The organism is Pseudomonas sp. 2822-17 (assembly GCF_002742485.1).
In the GTDB taxonomy this organism is placed as follows: domain Bacteria; phylum Pseudomonadota; class Gammaproteobacteria; order Pseudomonadales; family Pseudomonadaceae; genus Aquipseudomonas; species Aquipseudomonas cyclaminis.
Map to the genome: position 1 here is coordinate 1 of NZ_LJRZ01000771.1, position 267 is coordinate 267.

General features: G+C 32.2%; 1 protein-coding gene. It reads right to left on the reverse strand.

The features are described from left to right. A partial coding sequence (locus AOA60_RS33525; protein ID WP_218240892.1) for a hypothetical protein occupies window positions 1–267 on the reverse strand: 267 nt, incomplete at both ends.

The window sequence follows — 267 nt, forward strand, 5'->3', positions numbered from 1 at the left end:
ATTCATAAACTAGACTGAGATCATGCAGTTTTTCTTGAAGTACCAGTTCCTGTGGTCCTTTGTTTTCTCTGTTTTTTAAATCATCATATTTTTTTAAAAGGTTATCCTGTGTTATATCATACCGTTTCAATTCTGTAGCCATTTGCTCTAATTGGTCTATAAACCCATTTGTATCCGTGGATCGCCCAAACACATGAAAGTTATTTTTATTTTGCTCTACTATTTTTCTAATACCATATGGATTCCTGTACGTTGTATATGATATCT